The sequence below is a fragment of the Arthrobacter sp. LAR12-1-1.1 genome (assembly GCF_040676555.1).
GTDB lineage: Bacteria > Actinomycetota > Actinomycetes > Actinomycetales > Micrococcaceae > Arthrobacter.
This window is the reverse complement of sequence record NZ_JBEGIG010000001.1, coordinates 741,226-761,234: the sequence shown is the minus strand read 5'-3', so window position 1 is coordinate 761,234 and position 20,009 is coordinate 741,226. Positions and strand designations below refer to the sequence as shown.

Genomic DNA, 20,009 nt, shown 5'->3' with positions numbered 1-20,009 from the left:
TCAGTGCGCCGTATCGAATTCAGCGCCGAAGAGTTCAGCCGCGCCTACCGTCACGATGGTGGTGCCGACCGCGGGGCCAGCCGAGGCCGTGACCAATCCGTCCTCCACCTTGGCTACAGTGACCGCCTGCCGCTGGTAGACCCGCGGGGCCGGGTTGGTGTACACCCAGGTTTTTCCGCTGGAGTCATAGAGCAGGGCTGCGTAGGGCACGACGACGTTGGTCCCCGTGCCGGCCTTAACGGTTTCGGTTTTCAGGTCGAGGCGTTCGATTCCCTTTTCGGTCAAGGTCAGTTTAGCGATGCCTGTTGCGGCATTCTTCTCCACCTTGGCGGGCTCGTTGGCCGCGACGACGGCGGGGGCCGCCGCCGTCGTCTGGGCACATGCGGGCAACGCGAACAGAAGTGCTGCGCATACAGCGGCCGCCAGGGGCAGGCGCCGCAGGGGCTGTTGGCTGGTCATTTTGCTTCCACCTTTTCCTGCGTAACGGGCTGGACGGGAACTTCGGCCTCGTAGACTTCCGCCCACTCTTCCGGGGCGGACTTGGGCCCGAACCAGAGTGCGAGCAGGGGGAGTACGAAGATCCCGATGAGAGTTGTAGTGATGAGTCCGCTGACAATGATCAGGGCCATTGGACCCAGGAGGGCCTCGCCTACGGCGCCGCCGAAGAATCCCGGCGGAATCAGGATCGCCATGGTGATCAGGGCGGCCTTCAAGATGGGCGATACCCGGTCCCGGGCCGCCATCATGATGACTTTGTCAGGGGATTCGTGCGGGGCAGCCCGCCACAGCTCATCCGTCCTGGCCGAGAGCAGCGTCGCGTTGCGGACGGCGACGGCCAGCACCGCGGCAAACGCCGTGAGCGCCAGCACCGTGATGGCGCCTCCCGCGATCCACGCTGCCACGGCGGACCCGGCCAGCGCGGCCGGCAGGGAAAGGAAGACGGCAAGCGCCAGCTTCCAGCTCCGCACGGCTGTCTGGAGAAGGAGCAGGATTGCCAGGAGGGCGGCCGCGCCGATCCACAGAACCAGGGCGTCCCCGGCGAGCTGCTCACTGTACTTTGTGGGGATTTCGGCGTGGTATTCCAGTGGGAACTGGATCTGCTCGATCGCCGTGTTGATATCGCGCTGGATATCCGCGAGCGGCCGTCCGCTGACCTCGGCCACGACGTCGATCCGGCGCGAGGTGTCATCGTGCAGGATCACGACTTCATTGGGAACGAGCCGGACGTCGGCGATCTGGCCCAGCTGGACCTGGCCGCCGCTTGGCGTGTCGAGCAGGAGTTCACGAATGCTGGTCAGGTCATCCCTGACACCCACCGCGCCCCGCACCACCACTTCAAAAACCTTCTGCTGTTCGAAGAGGTTGCCGACGACGATGCCTTGCATCAGGGCGGCAGCGGCGCGCCGTGCGTCGCCGGGTTTGATGCCGACCTTTTGCGCCGCCTCGAGGTTGACCTCGACTTCGACGATGGGCGTCATGGCGCTGGCATTGATCGTCGGGTTCTTCACGCCGTCGACCTTTTCGATGGCCTTGCGGACCTCTTCGGCTTTCTCGCGCAGGACCGGCAAGTCGGTTCCGTAAACGCGGACGGCGAATCCCGGATCCATGCTGCTGCGCTGTTCCCCGATCTTCTGCTGGGAGTAGTTCACCACGTTGTGGGCAATGCCCGGGTAGCCCTGGACGACCTCACGGACCGCCTGCTCCGTTTCGCTGAAGTTGGCGTCCGGTGTGATGGATACCCAGAGTTCGGCGGAGCTGTTCCCAACAACCTGGTCGGAGGAAATGGCGCGGCCGATATGCCCGCCCACTCCCGAAACACCCGGCAGGGTCCGCAGTTCATCGGACGCCTTCGACGCCACCCGGCGGACCTCGTCATTGGACGTGCCTGCCATCGAGTCCCACTGCACCAGGAGCGTCCGGTCCGGAATAGTGGGAACGACCGCCCGGTTTCCGACCAGCTGGGATGCGGCGGCCAGTCCGAGCAGTCCCACGACGGCGACGGCGACGATGCCGAGCGCGGTGCGGGAGCGACCGCCTTCGAGGGCCCGGTTGTAGTAGGACCTGGCCCGGGCAACAGTTGACGAGTCCGCCCGCCGGGGTTTCTCACCGGGAAGCAGGAGATACGCCAAGACCGGTGTCACGGACAAACCCACCAGCATTGAGGCGGCAAGCGCCAGCGCCAGGGACCAGAAGAGCGGCTGGAAGAACGCACCGCCGACTCCCGTAACGAACAGCGTCGGAACGAGCGCAAGGGCCATGATGAGGGACCCGTGGAACAGCGGTGTGCGGACACTGCGGACAAGCTGGACCATGCGGAACCTGATGGTGGCATCAGTCTCCGTCTCCGTGGTCCGCAACGGCCGGCGCCGCTGTGCCTGCACGTCCTCCACGATGTCACCCACAATCACGGAGACACCCAGGATGATGCCGGCCAGGATCGAGATATTCAGTGTGGAGTCGAGCAGGTAGAGCACCACTCCTGCCGCCATGACTGTCGTGGTGATGGCCACGAGGGCGATCACCGCGACACGCCAGGACCGGAAGAGGACCCAGAAGAGCAGGACGGCGATCAGGAGGCTCACGAGCAGCGCCACGCCGAGTCCATCCACGGCATCTTGCAGGAACGAGGCGGGCCGGAAGACGGACGTATCCATCTGGACTCCGGAAAGCCCAGGCTGCATGTCGTTCAGGGCGGCTTCGATGTCCTTGGTGACCTGCAGTGCGCTGGTTCCGGGGAACTTCTCCACGACCAGCAGGAGGCCTGCATCCTGGCCGACGACGGCGTCGCCGATCAGCGGCTGGTGGTCCTCCTTCACCTGGGCAATGTCACCGAGGAGCATGGGAGGTTGGGCGTCCTCGACACTGACCTTGGCCAGGTCCGCGGGCGTTCGGATGGGCAAGACGTGCTGGATGCCCAGACGCTGGCTCGGCGACTCCACGAACCCGCCCGTGCCGGGGGTTGACGCCTCAAGGAAGCTAAGCGGCGACACCCAGACTGCGTTGCCTGTGGTCTTGATGATCTGTTCGAGCGTGATCCCCTTGTCGCGCATTTGCGTGGGGGTCACCTCGACCTGGAGCTGCTGCTCGCGCTGTCCCCAAATGGAAACGTTGGCGACACCGGGAATGCCGATCAGCCGTGGCTTGATCTTCCACCGGGCCAGGACCGACATTTCGATCCCTGAGAGCTCCTTGGAGTTCATCCGGACCATGAGGACGCGGCTGGTTGACGACAGAGGCTGCATGATCAGTGGCGGCGCCGAGACGTTCGGCAGTGCGTGGGCCTGGGTCATGCGTTCGGCCACGAGCTGGCGCGCGCGCAGAAGGTCGGTGCCCGGCTCGAACACGAGCTCGATGGAGGAAAGGCCGGGAACGGACTTGGACCGGATTTCATCGAGCCACGCCACCCCGTTAAGGAGGTCGGCTTCCATCGGAGCGGTGATGAGCTGTTCGACTTCAGCAGCTGAGAGGCCCAAGGCCTCTGTCTGGATCTCGACGTGCGCGGGAGCAAACTCGGGCATGCTGTCGATGGCGACATTGGGGACGTTCACTACCCCGAAGGCAATGAGTCCGGCGGCCAAGGCGAGAACCAGGATACGGAACTGCATACTGAAACGGGTGATCCAGCCGAACATGGCTAGCTCTGTTCCAGGGAGCCGGCGTCGCGGGAGCCGCCAGCGGGGGTATTCGGCAGATGCACAGAAGAATAGCGCAAGTGATACATGATAGGCTCCTCAACCCGAGACCATTTGCGAATCCCCCCAAGAGATCCCATTTGCTGATCTTTACCGAATAGTGTTCCCATTTGAATCTTTTGGCAAGATCAAAATTTTTTGTCCTGGCCTAGGTTATTCACGGCATTCTCCCAGCCTAGAGCGGCATAATCCGCTTTCGGGGCGAACTTCGTGGAAATGTACGGACGTGCGCAAAACGCCACCCGAGTATTAGTGGTTTTTCTACTTGTTTTCCCGGGGAATGCTACCTGAATTTCCATTTTTGCTACCCGCCTGAGGCGTTCTGCAATTGGCAGTAAGTACCGCTGTTCCATAGGTATGGCATTTGTAACAATTTTGGAAATAACGGCCCGCGAAGGGCGACGGAGCGCGAGTCCACTGCGACTACCGGGCAGCATCGGGGCCGGCGGTTCAGCGCGAACCAGCCCGAGGGGCTAAAGTGGTCCTATGCGCGCCGTGCTCCTGCTTAGCTAGCCGCCCGGCATCCCGACGAGACCTCGATCCCGAAGAGTCCTCGGATTGCCGAGCGGCGGCCCCTCCATGTCGAGGGGCTTTTGTGTGTCCGGGGTACATTCCCGGACGCAACGCATGTAGTAGTAGCAGGAGTGCCACGTACGAACAGTATGGAGTCAGGGCCGGGCAGCCGGCCGTGACAGTGCAGACTTGATGGTGAACAGGCCTGGCGGCAGGCAGGCCTGAAGGTAGACAGGCTTGGGATAACAGGCCGCATAGAACAGAAGAGGCCAGCAGTGAGCGTTCAGCCGGAAACACAGACCGGATCACCAGCCGCCGCGGCGGAGGGGCCCGAGGAAGGTGCCTACAGCTTCGCGGCAATGGAAGCCAAATGGCCGCAGGTCTGGGAGGACCTGAAAGTCTTCACGCCGCTCGACGACGGCTCAAAGGAACGCCGCTACGTGCTGGACATGTTCCCGTATCCGTCCGGTGACCTTCACATGGGCCACGCCGAGGCATTCGCGATGGGCGACGTTGTGGCGCGCTACCTGCGCCAGCAGGGCTACGACGTGCTGCACCCGATCGGCTGGGACTCCTTCGGCCTGCCGGCAGAGAACGCAGCGATCAAGCGCAACGCGCACCCCAGCGAGTGGACGTACGCCAACATCGACACCCAGGCGGCGTCGTTCAAGCGTTACGCCATCTCAGCGGACTGGTCCCGCCGGCTGCACACCTCCGACCCGGAGTATTACCGCTGGACCCAGTGGCTGTTCAAGCGTTTCTACGAGCGTGGACTGGCCTACCGCAAGAATTCGCCGGTCAACTGGTGCCCCAAGGACCAGACTGTGCTGGCCAACGAACAGGTAGTCAATGGCGCCTGCGAGCGGTGTGGCACGCCCGTAACCAAGAAGTCCCTGAACCAGTGGTATTTCAAGATCACCGACTACGCCGACCGGCTGCTCGATGACATGGACGAACTGCGCGGGCACTGGCCCGAGCGCGTCCTGGCCATGCAGAAGAACTGGATCGGCCGCTCCGAGGGCGCCCACGTCAACTTCGTGATCGAAGCCGAGGGCGGCAAGGCCGCCAAGGATGTCACCGTCTTCACGACGCGTCCGGACACCCTCTACGGCGCCACCTTCTTCGTCGTCGCCGCCGACGCGCCGCTCGCCGTCGAACTGGTCACCGTCGAGCACGCCGCCGCCCTGGACGCCTACCGCGAACAGGTCAAGGCGCTGTCCGAGATCGAGCGCCAGTCCACCGAGCGCGAAAAGACCGGCGTCTTCACCGGGCGCTACGCGACCAACCCGCTCAACGGCGAGAAGCTGCCCGTCTGGGCCGCGGACTATGTCCTGGCCGACTATGGCACGGGCGCCATCATGGCCGTCCCGGCGCACGACCAGCGCGACCTCGACTTCGCCAAGACCTTTGACCTGCCCGTCCGGGCAGTACTGGACACCGGCGAGGAAGACCCCGCGGCCACGGGCATTGCCACCAGCGGCGAGGGGACCCTGATCAACTCCGGCGGCCTCGACGGGCTGCCGAAGGCCGAGGCCATCCCGGCGGCCATCGAGATCCTGCGTGAGCTGGGCACAGGCGAGAAGTTCGTGAACTTCCGCCTGCGTGACTGGCTGCTCAGCCGGCAGCGGTTCTGGGGCACCCCGATCCCCATCATCCACTGCCCGGCCTGCGGCGAGGTTCCCGTCCCCGACGACCAGCTGCCCGTGACACTGCCGGCGGATCTGCGCGGCGAAGACCTGTCCCCGAAGGGCACGTCTCCGCTGGCCGCGGTCGAAAGCTGGGTCAACATCGGGTGCCCCAACTGCCACGGCCCGGCCAAGCGGGATACGGACACCATGGACACCTTCGTGGATTCCTCCTGGTACTTCCTGCGCTTCGTCTCGCCGCAGTACACCGAAGGCCCGTTCGATCCGGAGAAGATCAACGACTGGATGCCGGTCGGCCAGTACGTGGGAGGCGTGGAGCACGCCATCCTGCACCTGCTCTATGCGCGGTTCTTCACCAAGGTCATCCACGATCTCGGCATGATCGAGGCCGACGAGCCGTTCAGTGCGCTGCTGAACCAGGGCCAGGTGCTCAATGGCGGCAAGGCCATGAGCAAGTCCCTGGGCAACGGCGTCGACCTCAGTGAGCAGCTGGACAAGTTCGGCGTGGACGCCGTACGCCTGACCATGATCTTCGCCTCCCCGCCGGAGGACGACGTCGATTGGGCGGACGTATCGCCGTCGGGCTCCGCGAAGTTCCTGGCCCGCGCCTGGCGCCTCGGCCAGGATGTATCGAGCGCACCCGGCGTCGACTTCGCCACCGGTGACCGTGCCCTGCGCACCGTCACGCACCGCACGATCGCCGATGCGCAGGCCCTGCTGAACCACAACAAGTTCAACGTGGTTGTGGCAAAGCTGATGGAACTGGTTAACGCAACCCGCAAATCCATAGATGCAGCCACGGGGGCCGGCGGCGCGGACCCCGCGGTCCGCGAAGCCGTGGAGGCCGTTGCCGTCATCCTGAGCCTGTTTGCGCCGTACACCGCCGAGGACCTGTGGAACGTTCTGGGACACCCAGCCTCGGTCGCCAACGCAGGCTGGCCCACGCACGACGACGCCTTGCTCGTAGAGGACACGGTCACCGCCGTCGTCCAGGTGCAGGGCAAGGTGCGGGACCGCCTGGAGGTGTCCCCGGACATCTCTGAGGAGGACCTGCGCGAACTGGCGCTGGCCTCGGAAAACGTCCAGCGCGCCCTTGACGGCCGTGCCCTTCGCACGGTGATCGTGCGGGCGCCTAAACTGGTCAACATCGTCCCGGCCTAGCTGGACGTACAAGCCTGCACTGGCCGCCGGCTGATACCGGCGGCCAGTGCAGGGAACGTGACATGCACCGCCCTGGCCGGAGAAAAAGTCCATGCGTCCCGACAGCAGGAGGTCCCTCGTGCCAGACCGCGAGCCGTCAGGCTGGCCATGGCTGCGCGAGCGGCTTGTTCGCCTTCGGCAGGGCCCCCGGGGCGGCGTCCCCGAAGCAGCTCCCGACGCCGTCGTGCAGGTTGCGGTGGTCACTGACTCTGCCGCCGCGCTGCCCGCGGACTGGATCCGGGCTTTCGCTGCCGACGGCGCGCTGACCGTGGTCCCGATGCCCGTCATGGTCGGCGCCGAAATCTACGGCGAGGGCGAGGACGACATTGCCGAGACGATTGCCGTGGCCCTCGCCAGCGGCAAGCCCGTCAAGACCTCGCGTCCGTCACCGGGGCAGTTTGAACACGCCTACCGGGCGGCCAGCGAGCGTGGCTTCCAGTCCGTGGTCTCGATCCACATCTCCGGTGCTCTGTCTGGGACTGCCGACGCCGCCCGTCTGGCAGCACAGCGGGTGGGCATCCCGGTAGAGGTCCTCGACTCCCGGACGGTGGGGATGGCGCAGGGGATGGGCGTGCAGGGCGCCGTCGTCGCGGCAGCGGACGGCAGGAATGCGGCCGGCGTGTTGGCTTTCGCGCAGGACCGGCTGGACCGCACCAAAGTGTATTTCTACGTTCCGAGCCTGGAACAGTTGCGCCGGGGCGGCCGGATAGGGGCCGCGGCCTCGCTCTGGGGCACCATGTTCTCCATCAAACCCATCCTGGCGGTTGAAGACGGCCGGATCATCCCGCTGGAAAAGGTCCGGTCCGCCGCGAAGGCCATCGCACGGCTGGAGGAAATCGTTGCCGCCGATGCCTCCACCCGCCCCGCCGGGCAGGCGCGGCTGGCTGTGCACCACTTCGGCAACCAGGCCGAGGCCGAGGAGCTTGCCCGGCGCCTGGCCGTGGCATTGCCGGCTTGTCCGCCTGCCCAGATCAGCGCACTGCCGGCCGTCCTGGCCGCCCACGCGGGGCTCGGTGTGCTGGCGGTGATTGTGGGGGAGGGAAGCACGCCCGGAAGTTCGAGCCCCAGCGGTGTCAGCGACGCCACTGCGACTGGCGGGGAACCGGCTGCCGGCGAGCCGGACGGCGGGGAGCCGGGCGCTGGCCGGGCAACCGCGCGCGCTGGCGACTAGCACCGGAGGCATCCCTGGTGGGCGAAAGGCTGGCCGGGAGCGGGCGCCGGAGGTAAAGTCACTCCACCGAACCCCAGCGAACCCGGAGGTCGCCATGGCAATGCAGGTGCACCACGTAGCCCAGTTCGATCGCGACGTTGCCGAAGAGGTGACCAAATGGCTGAAATACCTCAAGGGCCAAGTGACCAGCGTCCAATTCCTCACCACCACCGTGCCGGATCCCAAAGCCGCTGACAAATGGCGGGTGCAGTACGAGGCCTACATCACCTACCAGCAGTGAATTCCTGACGGAAGGTGCGTCTCACGGGGTAGGCGCGGGAGCCGGCGGATTCGTTGGCGCAGGGGCTGGAGCGGTCGTTGGTGCGGGCGCTGGTGCGCTAGTTGGTGCGGGCGCCGGTGCGCTAGTTGGTGCGGGCGCCGGTGCGCTAGTTGGTGCGGGCGCCGGTGCGCTAGTTGGTGCGGGCGCCGGTGCGCTAGTTGGTGCGGGCGGTGGCGCAGGGGCTGGAGCGGTAGTTGGCGTGGGGGCTGGCGGCGGCGTTGGCCCGGGGGCCGGCTGATTCGGCTTGATGGTGTAGCTGGGCTGCTTGCCCGAGCCGTTGACCCAAAGGGCTGCTTTCACCCTGTGGGCGCTGCCGGGCTCCAGCCACCAGAGCACCTGGACGTTGCAGTGGTAGACAATCGTGACATTGGCGACGGCGCCCGCGGGTGGCACCGAGTGAATCGACGTGGCGGCCGTCTGGGTGGTCCAGATGAAATTTTGGTCGGCCGTCATTCCTGCCGTGCCGTCAACCGTCACGTGCGCTATTCCGTACAGGCCGTGCTGCGGGCAGAAACTGCTGTCAAGGGAAAAGTTGACGATCTGGGTTGAGGTAGCTTGCGTCGTGTCTGCCACAGCAGGCGGGGCCGGCAGCATGGCGCCGCCAAGAGCCACGACCGCCGCTGGCCAAAACAACCACTTCATTGCACACCAGCTTTCGACGCCTGATGGTCACATCCAGGCGATCAGGGTTGCCCCCAGCCGGCAAAGTCTTCTCGATTGAGGATGCAGACGTTACCACCGGGTCCGAGTGGGCACCAGCGTAGGGAATACTTGCCCGTTGCTGCGAAAATACGCGTATTACTCAGGTATTTCCACATACGCCTGGTGCCGGATATCGGTGTGGGTGAGGGTTGCCTAGAGTCGCTTCCATGTCACGCCGGAACCCGGAAGCCGAATCCGCCACCGGAGTTAGGGTTGCCCGTGAACGCCTGGCGGCGACGCTCGGCGGTGCGGCGGATGCCGGAGACGCCGGGCATTCGCCGAAGGCCGGGAGTTCGGGGATGTCGTTGGACGCGCAACGGGCGGCGGAGCTGTCCTCGGGGCTGTTGGACGTGCCGGCGTCCGGCCTCCCCATCCCGTCCCTGGCCGCCGGGGTCGTCGGCGGTGCCGGCAGGCGCCGTGCCGGCGGTGACGGAACGCACTCCGAGGAGCTCCCCGGGCGCGGGCGCGTTGCAGGGGCGCCGCTGTCCACGGTGTTGCGGGCCAGGACCGGTCTGCGGGCGGCGGTTCTGCTGGGCGTCCTCGCCGCGGTGCTGGGCGGTTACTTCTGGTGGCAGGCTGGCACCGGCGGCGCGCAGGTGGTCGCGCTCAGCGAGCCCGCCCCGGCCGCGGAGGAGGCTGCCGATCCGGCAGCGGGCGAGACCGTCGCGCCGCCGGCAGAAGATGATGCCAGCACGGCGCCGAAAACCATCGAGGTCCATGTTGCCGGCGCGGTGCTCAGGCCGGGGGTGGTTCAGTTGCCCGCGGGGAGCCGGCTTTACGAAGCGATCCTGGCGGCAGGCGGGGCCACGGACACGGCGGATCAGGACCGGCTCAACCTGGCCGCCGTGTTGGAGGACGGCCAGAAGGTCCTGGTGCCCATCCGCGGCGAACCCGATCCGGCCGATGCGCCCACAGGCGGCTCGCCTGAGCCCGGTTCCGCCCCGGGTGGCACCACATCAGGCAGCGGTGGCGGAAAGATCAACATCAACACCGCCAGCCTCGAGGAACTGGGGACTCTCCCGCGCGTCGGTCCGGTCTTGGCGCAGCGCATCGTGGACTGGCGTCAGCAGCACGGGCGCTTCAAGAGCGCGCAGGAGCTCGACGCGGTTGACGGAATCGGTCCAAAGTTGCTCGAGGCCCTGCTCCCGTTGGTAGGCATCTGACATGGCGCGGGGGGACGCTGACGCGTCGCGGCATGCTGCGCAACATCGTGACGTGCCACAGCCTGACGTGCCACAGCGTGACGTGAGTCGGACCAGCCTGCGGGGTCTGGTGGCAGCAGCCCCGCGGAGCCGTTGGCAGCGCTACGTCGACGCGGCCGTCCATTCGCCGGCGCCCTCGGAACGCGATGCCCCGGTGGGCGGCGGCCGGGTTCGCGGGTCGGGCATGACCGCGCCCGCAGCCCACGGTCTACAGCCCGGTGGCAGCCCTTCTGCGAGCCAGAGGGCAAAGCGCCTCCCGGATTTCCCGGGGTGCCTTGGGCGCATTGGATGGCTCCCTCCCGGGCACCTCACCGGTCACATCACCGAAAGCCTGCTGTCCCGGGCCGCGCGCGACATTGCCTTGCCTCGACGCCTGACGGACCGGACACGGCGGACGGACCTTCGGCTGGTGCTGCCCACCCTCCTTGTTTGGGGGACCGCTGTGGCCGGAAACTCGTTGTCCCCTTCCGGACTGGCGGGACTCTGCACGGCACTGGCGGCGACCGCCGGAATCCTGCTCTTCTTGGCAGGACGCGGCAACCCCGGCCGCGCTGGGTTCGGCCGCGCTGGGTTCGGCCGTGCCCACGGCAGGAGCGCCAGGGTTCGGAGCGCCACGGATGTGCGCGAAGCCGCCCGGCACGGCCCCCGTCCCGGGCCGGTGGCTGCGCGCAGCCTTCGCGTCACTCTGGCTGTGGCGCTGGTGCTGTCCGTGGCGGCGGGCGCCCATGCCGCCGTCGAGGCGTCCCGGCGGCATGACGGCGCCATCGCCGAGGCCGTGGCCGCGCGCGCGGCTGTCGTCGCGGAACTGGAAATTGCGGGCGCCCCGCGGCGGCTTCGGGTTCCCGGGGCCGGCGGACTGGCGGACCGCTGGGCGGTCCCCGTCATGCTGAAGGCGATGACCTTCGGCGGCCAAAGGGTCGCCGGAGAAGCCCGGCTCGTCGTCATGGGTGGAACGGCGTGGGAACTCGCCGTTCCGGGCCAGCGCCTGCGCGCCACGGGCAGGCTCCGGCCGGCCGCGCCAGGGGAGCCGGACACAGGAATCCTTTCAGCCTCGTCCGCTCCAACGGTGTTGCGGGGACCCGGGCCCTGGCAGCAAGGTCCCGGTGAGCTGCGCCGTGCATTCACCGCCGCGGCGGCACGCTTCGGCGGCGATGCCGGCGGGCTGCTGCCCGGGATGGTCACCGGCGACACCAGCGCCCTGGACGCGGAATTGGAAGTCGCTATGAAGACGGTGGGCATGACGCACCTGACGGCCGTCAGCGGAGCGAACTGCAGCCTGATCCTGGGGACGTTGCTGCTCGCTGCCCGCACACTGCGCCTGCCGCGCACCGCAGCCGCCGCGGTCAGTCTCGCGGGGCTCGGGCTGTTTGTCCTCATGGTGGGACCGGATCCCAGTGTGCTGAGGGCCGCACTCATGGGCAGCATTGGTCTCGCGTCCGTGGCCTTTGGCCGGGCGGGGCGTGGACTCAGCCTGCTGTGCGTTGCCGTCATCGGCCTGCTGTTGGCACAGCCGGTCCTGGCCACCAGCTTCGGATTCCTGCTCTCGGTGCTGGCCACGCTTGGAATTGTGGTCACTGGACGTCGCATCATGGAGTGGCTGCCACCAGCGGTGCCGCGCTGGGCGGCAGCCGGGGTTGCCGTACCCCTGTCCGCCCAGCTGTTCTGCGCTCCGGCGATCGTGCTGTTGCAACCGCAGTTCGGCTTGTACGCCCTGCCCGCGAACGTGGCCGCTGCGGGACTCGTGGCGCCAGTGACACTCCTCGGCACGGCCGCTGCGGCGCTCCTGCCCGCAGTCCCTGCCGTTGCGCAGCTCCTGATGGCCGCTGCTGCCTTCTTCGCCGGCGCTGTGGCGGGTATCGCGCGGTGTTTCGCGGCCCTCCCGGGCGCTGCGCTGCCGTGGCCGGAAGGGGCCTTCGGCGCAGCCACCATGGGTGTCTTTTCCGCGACTGTGCTGGCAGCGGCGTGGCTGGCTCTGCACCCGGCGGTGGTTGTTCGGGCTGTCCTGGTGGCACATGCGAGGGTGGTTGCCGGGCTCGGAGGACGGTCGCCTTCGGAGGCACGGCCGCCCGCCGGGCAGGCCGTCCGGCGCGGCTTGGAGCACCGGTCCGGGCGTGGGACGCTTAGAGTCCGCAAATCAACTTCCGGGAGGAATCACGAGTGGCTGCTGCCCAGACCCAACGGCCCAGGACCTCGGCGTCGAACACCGCCACCTGGCGCGACGTGACACCGGCTGCCGTAGTCCTGGTCGGCGGCCCGGAAGACTACTTGGGCTCGCGTGCCATGGACCGTATCCGCGGGCAGGTTCGCGAGGCGGCGCCCGACGTCGAAATTACCCGGCTCAATGCCGGCAGCTACGTGGCGGGGTCGCTGGCTATGAACGTCAGCCCTTCACTGTTTGGCGAACAGAAGCTCATCGAGGTTGACGGGCTCGAGGCGATGAACGACGCCTTCCTGGCCGATGCCCTTAAATATGTGGCGCAGCCGGAACCGGACGCCGTCCTGGTGCTTCGCCACGGCGGGGGAGTCCGCGGCAAGAAGCTGCTGGACGCCATCAAGGCCGCGGGCTGGCCCGTCGTGGACTGCCAGCCGCTCAAAAAAGACGCCGAGAAGATCGCCTTCGTCACGGCCGAGTTCAAGACGGCTTCCCGTCGGATCGACCCCGACGCCGTGCACGCCCTCGTCAATGCGGTCGGCGCGCAGCTCGCGGAACTCGCCGCCGCCTGCAGCCAGCTAATCGCGGACGCCACCACCGGCGTGGACGCCGCCATGGTGGACAAATACTACGGCGGCCGGGTCGAGGCAACGGCCTTCAAGGTCGCCGACGCTGCGATGGCCGGCAACGGCCCTTTGGCCCTTTCCACGCTCCGCCACGCCCTGGCCACCGGCGCGGATCCCGTTCCGATCGTGGCGGCGCTGGCGTCCAAGCTGCGCTCCCTGGCCAAGGTGGCCGGCGCCCAGGGTTCGTCCTCGCAAATCGCAAAGCAACTCGGAATGCAACCCTGGCTCGTCGAACAGGCCCAGCGGGAAGTCCGGCGCTGGACACCCGACGGGCTGGTCCGCTCCATCCAGGTCACCGCCGAGGCCGACGCCCAGGTCAAGGGGCTCTCCCGGGATCCCGTCTATGCCGTGGAACATGCGGTAACGGTGATTGCCACCTCGGTCCGAAGTTCCTGACACCCGGGTTCTGACCCACCCGCACGGCGTCCGGTCAGACCCGGCCGCGGCCAGCCGGCGACGTGTCCGGATGAGAACGCAACGTGCGGCTTAACTGGATGTGGCCGGCACCCATGGGGTGCCGGCCACAATCATCAGTTCGAGTGAACTGGAAACCTTAGAGCGCGTTGACCTTCTTGGAGATGGCCGACTTGCGGTTTGCAGCGTTGTTCTTGTGGAGAACGCCCTTGCTGACAGCCTTGTCCAGCTTGCGGCTGGCAGAAAGCAGTGCAACAGCAGCAGCATCCTTGTCGGTGGACTCAACGGCGGTGTTGACGGCGCGGATGGCCGTCTTCAGCTCGGACTTGACTGCGTTGTTGCGCAGGCGAGCCTTTTCGTTGGTCAGGATGCGCTTCTTCTGGGACTTGATATTAGCCACGTGTGAACTCTCTTTTTCAATGCGGAAAATGGTCTAGAGGGCTTTCAGATTGGCCATTGACTGAGCGGCGTGGGGATACCTATGGCGACCAACCATCTGTGGCCGTCGACCTGCACGGACACACAGCTGTAAATAATAGCAGAGATGAACGTGCAGGCACGAGTACCCGTGGCAATCCGCCGCAGGACCCGGCGCCGGGCGGGTCAGTTCCAGCCGCGGCGCTCCCGCAGGGCCGCTGCGATGAGATTGAAGCGGCCTACGTCCAGGATCGCTCCTTCGCGCCGGATGTCATTGGCATTGATCTGCAGAATCCGGTCCAGCTTCGCTTCGCTGGGCCGCCACTGGCGGTCCCAGGGGCCCGTGCCGATGTCAACGTAGTCATCCGACCGGGGGGAATCGCCGTTGTGGTCCTTGCTCGTCAGCATCAGACCCAGCAGATACCGGCCGCTGGTGCCCACCAGCAGCACCGGACGGTCCTTGCCTCGGGAATAGTCCTCTTCATAGGGCACCCAGGTCCACACGATTTCGCCGGGCTCGGGCAGGCCGTTGGGTGCGGGGGCGTAGCGGACGGCCGCCCGGCCCCGGAAGTCGCCGGGATACGTCCCGGTCAGTCCGGCGGCCGGAGTGCCGCCCGTGCCGCCCGTGGCGCCCGGCCGTGTCTGACCCGGCCGCGCCTTCCCCGTCGGCTTGCCCGTCGGCTTGCCCGTCGGCTTCCCCGCAGGTTTTGACGCCGGGCCGCGGGTGGTGCCCGGCGCGGAGCCGCCGAGTTTGTCCAGGAAGCGGAGCGCGTCGCGGACCGCGTTGCTGATCGATCGTAAATTCCAAGCCATGGGGAAACCATACCGGCAACCCCCAGAGGGGAGAGGGCCGGGGGAGCGGGCGGGCGGGAGGAGGGGACGAGATAGGCGGGAGAGGAGAATCCACGGGGCGATGCAGAGTCCGCAACGCAATGCAGGGATGCACTGCCACCGGCCCGGACGTGGGAGACTATTAGGAACGACAAATGCGCCACGTCGCAGGATGGGAAACCAGCATCCGCGCCGATCCGTGGACAGCCAACCTTAATGCCAACAGTAAGGACCCTGCGTGTCTCCCATGGCCCGCACCGCCCCGGTGCCCGCCGCAACAGATCCGGCCATCATCCGGAACTTCTGCATCATTGCGCACATTGACCACGGCAAATCCACGCTGGCCGACCGGATGCTTCAATTCACCGGCGTCGTCCAGTCCCGTGACATGAAGGCCCAGTACCTGGACCGCATGGACATTGAGCGCGAACGCGGCATCACCATCAAATCCCAGGCCGTCCGCATGCCCTGGGAACTCGACGGCACCAGCTACGCGCTGAACATGATCGACACCCCCGGGCACGTTGACTTCACGTACGAGGTCTCCCGCTCGCTCGCGGCCTGCGAGGGCGCGATCCTGCTGGTGGACGCGGCCCAGGGCATCGAGGCCCAGACCCTCGCCAACCTCTACCTGGCGATGGAAAACAACCTCACGATCATCCCGGTCCTGAACAAGATCGACCTCCCGGCGGCCCAGCCGGAGAAGTACGCGGCGGAACTCGCCAACCTGATCGGCGGCGACCCCGACGACGTGCTCCGTGTCTCTGGCAAGACAGGCATGGGCGTCGAGGTCCTGCTGGACAAGATCGTCCGCGACCTGCCGGCACCCGTGGGCGACCCGAACGCCCCGGCCCGGGCCATGATCTTCGACTCGGTCTACGACACGTACCGCGGTGTGGTCACGTACGTCCGCGTGGTCGACGGCATGCTGCACCCCCGCGAACGCATCCAGATGATGTCCACCCGTGCCACGCATGAGCTCCTGGAGATCGGGGTGAGCTCCCCGGAGCCCACCCCCTCCAAGGGCCTCGGTGTCGGCGAAGTCGGCTACCTCATCACCGGCGTGAAGGACGTCCGCCTGTCCAAGGTGGGCGACACCGTCACCAACCTTGCCAAGCCGGCCACCGAATCCCTCCCCGGCTATGCGGACGCCAAGCCGATGGTCTTCTCCGGCCTGTACCCGCTGGACGGCACCGACTATCCGGTGCTCCGCGATGCGCTGGAGAAGCTGATGCTCAACGATGCCGCGCTGGTGTACGAGCCCGAGACGTCCGCCGCGCTGGGATTCGGCTTCCGGGTGGGATTCCTGGGCCTGCTGCACCTGGAAATCACCCGCGAACGGCTCGAACGCGAATACAACCTGGACCTGATTTCCACCGCCCCCAACGTGGAATACGAGGTGACGCTGGAGGACAAGAAGATTGTCCACGTCACGAACCCCAGCGAATACCCCACCGGAAAAATCGCCGAAGTCCGCGAGCCGATGGTGTCCGCCACCATCCTGGCGCCGAACGAGTTTGTCGGCGCCATCATGGAATTGTGCCAGAGCCGGCGCGGCGTCATGGGCGGCATGGACTACCTCTCCGAGGACCGGGTGGAAATCCGTTACCGCCTGCCGCTGGCCGAAATCGTCTTCGACTTCTTCGACATCCTCAAGTCCAAGACCCGCGGCTACGGGTCGCTGGACTGGAAGGCCGACGGCGAGCAGGTGGCCGACCTCGTCAAGGTGGACATCATGCTCCAGGGCGAGCAGGTTGATGCCTTCTCCGCCATCACGCACCGCGACAAGGCCTACGCCTACGGCGTGATGATGACCGGCAAACTGCGCGAACTCATTCCCCGCCAGCAGTTCGAGGTGCCCATCCAGGCCGCCATCGGTTCCAGGATCATCGCCCGCGAAAGCATCCGCGCCATCCGCAAGGACGTCCTTGCCAAGTGCTACGGCGGTGACATCACCCGAAAGCGCAAACTGCTGGAAAAGCAGAAGGAAGGCAAGAAGCGCATGAAGATGGTGGGCCGCGTCGAAGTACCGCAGGAAGCCTTCATCGCCGCGCTCACGACGGACGAGTCCAAGGACAAGGCCAAGAAGTAGCGGTGCTGGTAATGACTGTTGCTGCAGTGACGGCAGGCCGGGCCCGTGCCTAGCGTTCTTCCCCTGGGCGACCCGGCGCCGCCGGACGGGCTCCTGCCCGCCCAGGCGTGCCAGGGCGCCGATCAGCGTGCCTTCGGGCTGTACGTGCACATCCCGTTCTGCGCGGTCCGCTGCGGGTACTGCGACTTCAACACCTACACCGCCACCGAGTTGGGCGGCGGCGCCTCCCAGGACGCCTACGCCGCCACGGCGGTCGCGGAAGTGGAATTCGCCGCCGAGGCCCTGAATCGCAGCGGATTGCCCGCGCGCCCCCTCAGCACGGTCTTTTTCGGCGGCGGCACGCCCACGCTGCTGCCGGCCGAGGATCTGGCGCGCATACTCACGGCCGCGATCGGCGCCTGGGGCCTGCAGCCCGGCGCCGAGGTTTCCACCGAGGCAAACCCGGATTCCGTCACGCCCGAGTCACTGCAACTGCTCGCCGACGCCGGGTTCACCCGGGTGTCCTTTGGTATGCAGTCGGCCGTGCCGCACGTCCTGAAGGTCCTGGACCGCACCCACACGCCCAGCAGGGTGCCCGAAGTGGTGCGGTGGGCGCGGGACGCGGGGCTCGCGGTCAGCCTCGACCTCATTTATGGGACGCCGGGGGAGTCGCTGGATGACTGGCGCTTCTCACTGGAGACTGCACTGTCCTACGCCCCCGACCACATCAGCGCCTATGCCCTGATTGTGGAGGACGGCACCAAACTTGCGGCGCAGATCCGCCGCGGCGAAGTGCCGGAAATCGACGACGACGACCACGCGGCCAAGTACGAACTCGCCGACGAGCTGATTTCCGCGGCCGGGCTCGCCTGGTACGAGGTCAGCAACTGGTCCCGCACCCCCGAACAGGCCTGCCGGCACAACCTCGCCTACTGGCGGGGGGACGACTGGTGGGGCATCGGACCCGGGGCGCACTCCCACGTCGGAGGCGTGCGGTGGTGGAACGTCAAGCACCCCACCGCCTACGCCAACCGCCTCGGCGCCGGGGTCTCGCCCGCCGCCGGACGCGAAACGCTGGACCCCGAAACCCGCAACGTGGAACGCGTCATGCTCGAGGCCCGGCTGAACTCCGGACTCGACATCCCCAGCCTCGGCGGCCTCGGGGACACGGGCAGGCACGCCGTCGCGGGGCTGATTGCCGACGGCCTCGTGGACCCCGCGGCCGCTTTCAAGGGCCGGCTCATCCTTACGCTCAAGGGCCGGCTGCTGGCCGACGCCGTGGTCCGCAGGATCCTGCCGGACTGAACGGCCGCACCTAACCGTGCGGCCCGACTAAGCTGCCGCACACAACGATGAAGCCGCACAAGAAGAGCCGGCCGCTACCCCTGGTGGGAAGCGGCCGGCTCTTCTTGCTTGGGTCCGGGCTGGGCTATTTGATCCAGCGCAGGTTGAACTCGTACCGGTGCGGCTGGCCACGGTTGACGTGGATGCCTGCCGCCACCGAGAAGCACGTCACGGCGATCCAGATCACGGTGGCGAGCACGGCGAAGAGGTTGCCCACCACGGGAATGAACACCAGCAGATTGGCGAGCACCGCGGCGATGGTCGGCGGCAACGTGAAATTGAGGGCTTCCTTGGATTCCTGCGCCGTGAACGGGCCGCGGTCCTTGAAGATGAGGTAGATCAGCAGCGACGGAACGCAGCCTAGGATGCCGCCGAAGTGGGCCAGCGTGGCCCATTGCCGGTCCTCGCTGGCCGTCAGCGGCAGCGCATTTGCCGGAACGCCATGGTACGGGGGCTGACCTTGGCCGGCCTGGTTGCCCGTGTGTTCGCGTGCGTTATCTGCCACGGTATAGCCCTTCGGATTGCGGTGATGCGTTGCTGCCTGGGTTGTGCCTGGAATAGCCGGAACCGCGCTGGGTGCGCGGCCGCCGTTCCAAGAATACTTGCTCGGGCGCGGAAATGGAGATCAGGGAGTGTCCGCCGCGGCGGACTAGGGCACGGTGAGGAAGTCAATGACCTCTTCCACGCGGCCCAGCAGGGACGCCTCCAGATCCGCATAGCTGCGGACAGCCCCCAGAAGTTTCTGCCAGCCGAGGCCGATGTCCTCCTTCGTGGAGTGTGGCCACCCGAATGCCATGAGGATGCCGGTCTTCCAGTCGACGCCGCGCGGGATCACGGGCCACTGCTCAATACCCAGGACCGCGGGCCGGATGGCCTGCCACACGTCGACGTAGGGGTGGCCCACAATCAGGACGTTGCCGGCGGCGCCCGGTGACGCCATGACGGCGTCGGCGATCCGTGACTCCTTGGAGTCGGCCACCAAGTGGTCAACGAGCACGCCGAGGCGGCGGCCCGGGCCCGGCCCGAACTCCGCCACGGCGGCCGCGAGGTCGTCAATGCCGTGCAGCGGTTCGACGACGATGCCCTCCACACGGAGGTCATCGCCCCAGACCTTCTCCACCAGTTCGGCGTCGTGCTTTCCTTCCACCCAGATGCGGCTGGCCTTGGCCACCTGTGCGCGGTGCCCCGCCACCCGCACCGAACCCGACGCCGTGCGGCCGGCACCGGCGGCCGGCGCCGCCTTCTTCGGGGCCGGCGGCATCAGCCGGATCGGCTGGCCGTCCAACAGGAAGCCAAAGCCGAGGCGGAAGGAACGGGACTTGCCCCGCCGGTCCTCCAACGCCACCACGTGCATGCCGCCGGATTTTTCCACCCGGGTCACGGCACCCACCCAGCCGGACTGGACCTCCTCGAGGACCATCCCGCGTTCCACCGGGACTTCCGGCAACTGGGTCTTGGCGGGGGCGGACAGGTCCTGGGGTCCCCAGTTCTGGTACGACATCTCTACACGCTTACTTTGCACTCGGAATGTACGGCGGTCGGTGGAACTCTCCGGGGCCGGAACCGGACCGCGACGGCGCGGCAACGGCAGCGGCTGCCACGGTCTCGGCACCGACGTGACGGGAATCGCGATCGCGAGGGCCACGCCTGGAGCGAATCCAATGCTAACAACGCGGCGACTCATATTAGACTGGTTAGCACTTAGGCAT

The 20,009-nt window shown here is 66.9% G+C and carries 14 protein-coding genes; 8 read left to right on the top strand and 6 right to left on the bottom strand.

The annotated features are described in order from the left end of the window. A complete protein-coding gene (locus tag MRBLAR12_RS03525; RefSeq protein WP_229995418.1) occupies positions 1 to 459 on the bottom strand; it encodes a hypothetical protein in 459 nt (152 codons plus the stop codon). Continuing rightward, complete coding sequence (locus tag MRBLAR12_RS03520) at positions 456 to 3,605, bottom strand: efflux RND transporter permease subunit (protein ID WP_229995417.1); 3,150 nt, start codon at positions 3,603 to 3,605, stop codon at positions 456 to 458. Before MRBLAR12_RS03520 ends, MRBLAR12_RS03525 begins: the two co-directional genes overlap by 4 nt. An 875-nt stretch (positions 3,606 to 4,480) precedes the next feature. On the opposite strand from MRBLAR12_RS03520, the gene leuS reads away from it, so the two are divergent. The 6 genes from leuS to holA all read left to right on the top strand — a co-directional run bounded on the left by leuS (position 4,481) and on the right by holA (position 13,619). After that, on the top strand, positions 4,481 to 7,012 hold the full coding sequence (gene leuS / locus MRBLAR12_RS03515) for a leucine--tRNA ligase (protein ID WP_364743534.1): 2,532 nt from the start codon (positions 4,481 to 4,483) through the stop codon (positions 7,010 to 7,012). A 118-nt stretch (positions 7,013 to 7,130) separates the two neighbouring features. Continuing rightward, positions 7,131 to 8,222 (top strand): DegV family protein, encoded by a 1,092-nt coding sequence (locus MRBLAR12_RS03510; RefSeq protein ID WP_364743532.1) that lies wholly within the window; start codon positions 7,131 to 7,133, stop codon positions 8,220 to 8,222. Positions 8,223 to 8,316: 94 nt separating this feature from the next. Beyond that, entirely contained in the window at positions 8,317 to 8,502 is a 186-nt protein-coding gene (locus MRBLAR12_RS03505) for a hypothetical protein (protein ID WP_090581036.1), read from the top strand. A 908-nt stretch (positions 8,503 to 9,410) separates the two neighbouring features. After that, positions 9,411 to 10,406, top strand: a complete 996-nt coding sequence (locus MRBLAR12_RS03500) for a helix-hairpin-helix domain-containing protein (protein ID WP_229996093.1) — start codon at positions 9,411 to 9,413, stop codon at positions 10,404 to 10,406. A gap of 82 nt (positions 10,407 to 10,488) precedes the next feature. Next, positions 10,489 to 12,669 (top strand): ComEC/Rec2 family competence protein, encoded by a 2,181-nt coding sequence (locus MRBLAR12_RS03495; RefSeq protein ID WP_364743530.1) that lies wholly within the window; start codon positions 10,489 to 10,491, stop codon positions 12,667 to 12,669. Beyond that, positions 12,603 to 13,619, top strand: a complete 1,017-nt coding sequence (gene holA / locus MRBLAR12_RS03490) for a DNA polymerase III subunit delta (RefSeq protein WP_229996095.1) — start codon at positions 12,603 to 12,605, stop codon at positions 13,617 to 13,619. Before MRBLAR12_RS03495 ends, holA begins: the two co-directional genes overlap by 67 nt. A 157-nt stretch (positions 13,620 to 13,776) precedes the next feature. Here the strand turns inward: holA and rpsT are convergent, their stop codons facing one another. Together rpsT and MRBLAR12_RS03480 are read right to left on the bottom strand one after the other, a co-directional pair. Then, positions 13,777 to 14,037, bottom strand: coding sequence for a 30S ribosomal protein S20 (rpsT, locus tag MRBLAR12_RS03485; protein WP_018773112.1), 261 nt, complete (start codon positions 14,035 to 14,037; stop codon positions 13,777 to 13,779). Positions 14,038 to 14,240: 203 nt separating this feature from the next. Beyond that, positions 14,241 to 14,867 (bottom strand): type II toxin-antitoxin system PemK/MazF family toxin, encoded by a 627-nt coding sequence (locus tag MRBLAR12_RS03480; RefSeq protein ID WP_364743527.1) that lies wholly within the window; start codon positions 14,865 to 14,867, stop codon positions 14,241 to 14,243. A gap of 256 nt (positions 14,868 to 15,123) precedes the next feature. On the opposite strand from MRBLAR12_RS03480, the gene lepA reads away from it, so the two are divergent. Further along, complete coding sequence (gene lepA, locus MRBLAR12_RS03475; RefSeq protein ID WP_229993353.1) at positions 15,124 to 16,977, top strand: translation elongation factor 4; 1,854 nt, start codon at positions 15,124 to 15,126, stop codon at positions 16,975 to 16,977. A 45-nt stretch (positions 16,978 to 17,022) separates the two neighbouring features. Next, positions 17,023 to 18,261 carry a radical SAM family heme chaperone HemW gene (gene hemW, locus MRBLAR12_RS03470; RefSeq protein ID WP_229993352.1) on the top strand — a complete coding sequence of 413 codons (1,239 nt, stop codon included), beginning with the start codon at positions 17,023 to 17,025 and terminating at the stop codon, positions 18,259 to 18,261. 124 nt (positions 18,262 to 18,385) lie between these two features. Here the strand turns inward: hemW and MRBLAR12_RS03465 are convergent, their stop codons facing one another. Then, on the bottom strand, positions 18,386 to 18,805 hold the full coding sequence (locus MRBLAR12_RS03465) for a DUF4870 domain-containing protein (RefSeq protein WP_229993351.1): 420 nt from the start codon (positions 18,803 to 18,805) through the stop codon (positions 18,386 to 18,388). Between the two features lie 144 nt (positions 18,806 to 18,949). Continuing rightward, positions 18,950 to 19,801, bottom strand: coding sequence for a DUF3097 domain-containing protein (locus tag MRBLAR12_RS03460; protein ID WP_229993350.1), 852 nt, complete (start codon positions 19,799 to 19,801; stop codon positions 18,950 to 18,952). Positions 19,802 to 20,009: the final 208 nt, after the last annotated feature.